Origin of the sequence: Campylobacter showae CC57C, from assembly GCF_000344295.2 — a bacterium.
In the GTDB taxonomy this organism is placed as follows: domain Bacteria; phylum Campylobacterota; class Campylobacteria; order Campylobacterales; family Campylobacteraceae; genus Campylobacter_A; species Campylobacter_A showae_B.
In genome coordinates, this window is record NZ_AOTD01000079.1 from 1 (window position 1) to 6,026 (window position 6,026).

Below are 6,026 nucleotides of genomic sequence, written 5' to 3' on the forward strand. Positions count from 1 at the left end.
CAGCTAGCAGGGAGTACTTCAAGGGCTCTAAATTTAGGCAATAAATCCAAATTTTCGCTCGGATTAAAAAACAGTTTATTTATCTGCATTACGCTTAGAGCGTTTTCGTTTTTTTGCAGGATTTCCACTTCGCAGCCGGCCCTACATGAGCCATTTTCTAGTACTTTATAGTACCAGCCGGTTAGCCCCGTGGCAAAAATCTCTTTAGCCAAATTTGCATTTCCCCAGCGTTTTGCGAGCTTAAAACACGGTTTTCGCGGCTGAGTTACTTGTAGCACTAGCGAGCCGATTTTATGCACGTCGCCCACGTTTACGCTATTTTCATCCAGCCCGCTAATGGTCAAATTTTCGCCCATCGCGCCTAACGGCAAATTTTTAAGCCCAAGATAAGCTTCCCACGCGGGATAGTTTTCGAGCGAATTTGCAAACACGGCTTTATTTACGCCGCCGTGATGCTTCGTATCAGCCACCTCGTCGCCCTCAAAGCCAAGCTCGCCTGCGTAAATTTCGCCCGTCTGCGCGCTCTTAAATATCGCTGAGCGCCACGCCTTACCTAGCTCGTCCGTGGCTGCCACGCTACCGTACAGTCTTGCTTTACCTATCAAAAGCGCTTTTAGAAATGCCATCTTGACCTCACGCTACGTTTTGCAGATTTAGCTGAACTTGCTCGCCCTCGTCGTTAAACTCAAACCTCACCGCCCTAGCCCCAAAGCTCTTTGCGATCGCCTCGAGCGTGTCGCGTGCGGACTTGTGGATCTTGGACTGGAGCTGATTTATCAGGCGTACAGACATCTTTTCGACCTCGGCGCGCGCCTCCTCGATGAGCCTATTTTTATCCTCCTCGCTAAAGCTGCTACCGAAAAATCCATTTAGCGAATCAGGTAGCAAAAACGGGATAAATTTGCCGTTTTTCTCGTCGTAAAATTTCATATTTGCGATCGAAAATTTGTATTTGCAAGGCGGCATCTTGATGAGATACTCCTCGCTCGCGACATTTACGATCTCTAGGCGCGGGCTCGTTAGGTCGTAGATGAAGTTTATCTCAAACTCAAATATCATCGAGAGCTTTTTCTCGCTCACCAGCCAGCGCAGATATTCCTTGCCAAAGCTGCCAAATGCGTGGTCGGTTTTGGTCACGATCTCTTTGCTATAGACCTGAAAAACGGATAGCTCGCCGATGGATTTTAGCTGCGATATCTCGGTGCTAATCTGCGTCATCGCAGGCTTTTGCGCGGTTTTTAAGGCTTTATTAAATCTAAAAATCGTAAATACGCAAATCGCCAGCAAAATCGCTAAAATAAGGCTTGTAACATCTATCATCTTTGCTCCTTTAAAAGGCGATTTTAGCGAAATTCGTTAAAATAATCGTTAAATTTGAGTTTTTGGCTGTTTTATATCGGTATAAATTTGGATCGTAAGTTTAAATTTAGCGAGCTTTTAGATTCGGTGCAGTTTGGCAAAACCCGCACCTTTGAGATACGGGTTTTAAATTTTACGCAAATTTGAGGCAAATTTAAATAGCTTAAAACACCTGAATAAATTTAAAATCATGCTCTCTAAGCACTTTTTTGATGAGTTCTTGATGGTCTTCACCCTTGGTTTCCAGCGTGATCGTGATATTAGCGTCGCCGTACTCCAGACTCGTGGAGAAGCGGTCGTAGTCGATCTTTACTATGTTGGCATTTGCGATCTTTAGGCTATCGGTTAGGCTCATGAGCGCGCCTGGTTTATCTATCAGCGTGATTTGTAGCGCCATCTTGCGGTGCGACTTTATGAGACCTTTTTCGATGATGACGTTTAGCATCTGCACGTCGATGTTTCCGCCGCTTAGCACGATGCCGATACGCTCGCCGGCCTTAAATTTGACCTTGTTGTGCAAGATACTGGCGACACCGACCGCACCCGCGCCCTCGACCACGATCTTTTGCGTCTCAAGCAGGAACAAAATCGCATTTGCGATCTCTTCGTCATCGACCTGCACGAACTCGTCCACGCACTCTAGGATATTTGCCAGAGTCGTCTCGCTCGCGTCGCGAACCGCGATACCGTCGGCGATCGTGCGCACGGTTTTTGAGTTTATGCTTTTTTTGGCGCTAAAGCTGTTAAACATTGCAGGCGCGCCCTTTGCGCTCACGGCAACCACGCGGATGTCGGGGTTTACCTGTTTTACGCAGCTTGATATGCCGCTGATTAGCCCGCCGCCGCCAACCGGCACGATGATGGTTTCAAGCTCAGCCAGATCATCAAGCATCTCTAGCCCGACCGTGCCCTGCCCGGCCATCACGTACTCGTCGTCAAATGGATGAATAAAGCTCATGCCCTGCTGCTTGGCGTACTCGACGGCGTAGGCGTAGGCCTCGTCGAAGTTATCGCCCTTTAGGATAACCTCGGCGCCTAGATCTTTTGTGCCTAGCACCTTTAAAAGCGGCGTGGACTCGGGCATCACGATAGTGGCCGGCGTCTTAAACTCGCGCGCCGAGATGGCCACGCCCTGGGCGTGATTGCCCGCACTTGCCGCGACGACGCCTTTTTTACGCTCCTGCGCGCTTAAATTTGCGATTTTATTATACGCGCCACGGATTTTGTATGCGCCCGTGCGCTGGAGATTTTCCTCTTTTAGGTAGATGAGCGCGCCGCTTGCGAGGCTTAGCTTTGCGCTGTAGGCAAACGGCGTCTTGTACACAAAGCCGCTTATCGTGCGCTTGGCTTGGATTATTTTATTTAGAGAGATCATTTTAGCCTTTCGTTTTTTGTTTAAATTTTACTTTTCATCGCTTTTGCTTGCGCGTTTATTTACCGTATTTTTGCTTACGTTTTCTTTATTTTTTATCGCGCATTACCGCATTTGCGTTTTTTATTTGGCGTTTAGAGACGTCAAATTTAGCCTAGTCAAGCCTTTTTAGCTCGATTTTTATGCACCTATCCTGCACGAAATTTATCCCGTTTTCGCGCGCGATCGCTCCCGCCGCATCGTTTGTTATACCAAGCTGCAACCACAGCGTTTTTACGCATTTTTTGACGGCGTCCTTTACTAGCTCGCTAGCAAATTCGCCTTTTCTAAACATCACTGCGACGTCGATATCTTGGTCTATTTCCATCAAATTTCTATAGACCTTGCGTCCTAAAATTTCATCAAATTTTGGATAAACAGGAAATACGTTAAATCCGCGCTTGATGAGAAATTTCGCAACCTCGTTGCTAGGCTTGCTCTCATCAGGACTAAGGCCCACGACCGCGATATTTTTAGCGGCGGATAAAATTTGCCCTAGATCGCTAGGCATTTTTACCCTTTAAAAGCACGCCGCACTCGATATGAGTAGTATTTGCAAACTGATCAAACACGGCAAATTTGACCGCCTCGTGCGTCGCGGCAAGCTGCGTTAGATCGCGCTTTAGGCTCTGCGGCGAACAGGAGATATAGATGATATTTTCGTAGTTTTTAATGAAATTTATCACGCTCTCATCAAGCCCCGCGCGCGGCGGATCAACCAAAACGTGCGAGAAGTCGTAGCTAAAGATATCAAGCTCTCTTAGGCGGTTAAACTCGCGCTCGCGCCCAAACGCGCTCATCAGCTCCTCGGCGCTCATTCGCAAAAATTTAATGTTATCTACGCCGTTTAGTTCGCAGTTTTTGAGCGCATTTGCGATTGAGCTTTTGGATATTTCGGTTGCCAAAACGCGCTTAAATTTTTCAGCTAGCGGAACGGTAAAGTTGCCGTGTCCACAGTAAAGCTCAAGCAGATCCGCGCCGTGCTCTACACACCCCTTCGCCCATGCGATCATCTTTTCGTTCACGGCGGTGTTTGGCTGGATAAAAGCTCCGTCGCCGAATGTAAATTTGTAAATTTTACCGCCGATATTTAGGCGGTCCTCTAAATTTAGCTCGCCGCTTAGTAGCTTTTGTCCCTTTGCTCTCGCAGCTATCGTTACGCTCAGATCGGCAAATTTGCGCACTAGGCTCTCTATCTCGCCTTGCTCGGCTTCGCCTAGACGCTTATGATAGAGCAGCGTCGCCAGTATCCCGCTCGCGCACGAGATAAACTCGGCGCCAAAGAGTCTCTCTTTTAAAATTTGATTTTTCGCAAGCGCCTCAAGCAAACGCGGCATCAAATTTGCGATAGGAGAGGCTACTTTCGGGCACTCGTCTATAAAAATGCGCTTAGTTTTAGCACCGTACATCGTGTATCTTAGCTCCTCGCCGTCGCGCCAGACCCCAAACTCCGCTCTGGTACGGTAAGCGGCACTCTGCGAGGCGAAAAACTCAAATTTGCCGCGGTAAAAGGGCTCAAACTCACGCCTTATAAACTCGGTTTTAAATTTAACCTGTTCCTCGTAAGACATATCAAGGGTGCAGCTACCGCACTCTACTAAAAATTTGCAAAACTTATCGGGCAAATTTAAACCCTTTGCCCGACGAATCTAACAACCAAAGCCGTCACCAAAAGCCCCAAAGGAAGCACTATCCAGATGCTTAGACCAAGCGCGGTCGGGAAATATCCAGCAAAAATACTAATCGCGCAAATCGTAAGCGCATAAGGCATCTGCGTCTGGACGTGATCGATGTGGTTACACCCAGCACCCATAGACGAGAGTATCGTCGTATCCGAGATCGGAGAGCAGTGGTCGCCAAATATCGCGCCAGTTAAAACAGCTGAGATATTTACTATCATATACGCGTGCAAGGCGTCACCCTCTAGTCCGCTGTGCATGCCCACCGCGCTAGCTAGCGGTATCGCAAGCGGCATCAAAATGCCCATCGTGCCGTAGCTGGTGCCGGTAGAAAAGCTGATAAACGAACCCAGTATAAAGATCGCCGCCGGAAGGACGATCTTTGGGGTAGACTGCGAAAGTAGATCGACTAGGTAGCGAGATGTGCCAAGCTCCTTGATAACCGAGCTAAGCGACCACGCAAGAAGCAGGATGATGATCGTAGTTATCATGGTTTTCCAGCCCTTACCCCATGTTTCTATCGCCTCGCGAACGGTCAAAATTTTTCTATAAACGGCCATAAATATCGCCACCACCGTAGCTAGCAAAGCCGACTGAAATAGCGCCACAGACGCATCGGCAGCACCGAACGTAGCTTGGAAAGTGTGGAACGTAAGCGGATGAGCCTTCGCGCTCTCAAGAGCCTCGCCCTCAAGCGCACCCAGACCGCTAAAGTAAAAGCTAACGAACGCGCCCAAAATAAGCACTAAAAGCGGAATAACGGCGTTTGAGCTTTGTAGTTTTATATTTTCTTTAGGCTCTAGCGTCTTGTCCTCGACGTCCTCGATCATGGCTCCGCCGCGTCTAGGGTGCAGTTCGCCCGCTCTAGCTCTACGCTCGGCTTTTAGCATACCTGCAAATTCACGCCCCATAAACGCGGTGCAAACGATGAAAAACAGCATGAAAAGGTTGTAAAATCTATAAGGCATCGTCTCGACAAAGATACTAAAAGCATTTACGTTCGTTATGCCGATGAGCTCGTAGCCTTGCTTTATCAGCGAGATCTCAAGTCCAACCCAAGTCGAGATGACGGCTAAACCAGCGATCGGAGCAGCAGTTGCGTCGATGATAAAGGCTAGTTTTTCGCGAGAGACTTTAAATTTATCCGTTATCGGGCGCATGATCGGGCCCACGATGAGGGAGTTTGCGTAGTCGTCGAAAAACACAAAAAGTCCCATCACCCAGGTTGAAATTTGAGCCGAAACGCCTGTTTTGGCCTTTTTGCTTAGCCATATTGCCACGGCCTTGGTTCCGCCCATTTTGGTGATGAGCGCGACTACGCCGCCGATGCAAAGCACCTGAAGCACGATGCCCGCGTTCCAGCTATCGGCCAGCGAGCCTACGACCCTTTTTACGATGTCGGTAAAGCCCTTTACGAAGGTCATCGGAATGCTTGAATCGATGACGTTTATGAGAAAAGTACCACTAAAAACGCCGATAAACAGCGACAAAACGACGTCTTTGGTGATAAACGCCAAAACTATCGCCACCACGGGCGGTATGAGCGTCCAAAAGCCGAAAATTTCGGCATTTTTTTT

Annotated in this window: 6 protein-coding genes; all 6 read right to left on the bottom strand. The window is 48.3% G+C overall.

Annotated features, from left to right (window positions below):
• The coding region (locus tag H740_RS03260; RefSeq protein ID WP_002951261.1) for an MOSC domain-containing protein at positions 1-626 on the bottom strand (626 nt) is incomplete at its 3' end.
• 7 nt (positions 627-633) lie between these two features.
• Positions 634-1,320, bottom strand: a complete 687-nt coding sequence (locus H740_RS03265; protein ID WP_002951264.1) for a DUF4230 domain-containing protein — start codon at positions 1,318-1,320, stop codon at positions 634-636.
• 202 nt (positions 1,321-1,522) lie between these two features.
• Positions 1,523-2,734 (bottom strand): threonine ammonia-lyase, encoded by a 1,212-nt coding sequence (gene ilvA, locus H740_RS03270; protein ID WP_002951266.1) that lies wholly within the window; start codon positions 2,732-2,734, stop codon positions 1,523-1,525.
• Between the two features lie 151 nt (positions 2,735-2,885).
• On the bottom strand, positions 2,886-3,281 hold the full coding sequence (locus H740_RS03275; RefSeq protein ID WP_002951268.1) for a CoA-binding protein: 396 nt from the start codon (positions 3,279-3,281) through the stop codon (positions 2,886-2,888).
• Positions 3,274-4,395, bottom strand: a complete 1,122-nt coding sequence (trmA, locus tag H740_RS03280; protein ID WP_002951270.1) for a tRNA (uridine(54)-C5)-methyltransferase TrmA — start codon at positions 4,393-4,395, stop codon at positions 3,274-3,276. The genes H740_RS03275 and trmA overlap by 8 nt, the downstream gene beginning before the upstream one ends.
• Positions 4,396-4,397: 2 nt before the next feature.
• Positions 4,398-6,026 (bottom strand): Na+/H+ antiporter NhaC family protein (locus H740_RS03285; RefSeq protein ID WP_002951272.1); only part of this gene is annotated, 1,629 nt, incomplete at its 5' end.